The organism is Paraburkholderia sp. SIMBA_030, assembly GCF_046535245.1.
Classification (GTDB): domain Bacteria; phylum Pseudomonadota; class Gammaproteobacteria; order Burkholderiales; family Burkholderiaceae; genus Paraburkholderia.
This window is the reverse complement of the sequence record NZ_JAWRXB010000259.1, coordinates 1-306: the sequence shown is the minus strand read 5'-3', so window position 1 is coordinate 306 and position 306 is coordinate 1. Positions and strand designations below refer to the sequence as shown.

The 306-nt window shown below is 56.5% G+C and carries 1 protein-coding gene; it reads left to right on the top strand.

The window, feature by feature from the left end:
• A partial coding sequence (locus SB772_RS39915; RefSeq protein ID WP_410838508.1) for a hypothetical protein occupies nucleotides 1-306 on the top strand: 306 nt, incomplete at both ends.

Sequence of the window (306 nt, the reverse complement as noted above, 5' to 3'; positions counted from 1 at the left end):
GGTCGTCGATATCGACCATCCGGATATCGAGGAATACATCAACTGGAAGGTCAAGGAAGAGCAGAAGGTTGCGGCTCTCGTCACCGGTTCCAAGGTCGTCGCCAAGCATCTGAAGGCGATCATGAAGGCCTGCGTCAATTGCGACGGCGGCGATGACGGCGATTGCTTCGACGCCAACAAGAACCCTGCCCTGAAGCGCGAAATCCGCGCTGCCAAGAAGGACCAGGTTCCGGAAAACTATATCGGCCGCGTCATCCAGTTCGCCCGCCAGGGCTACAAGGACCTTGAGTTCAAGACCTATGATAC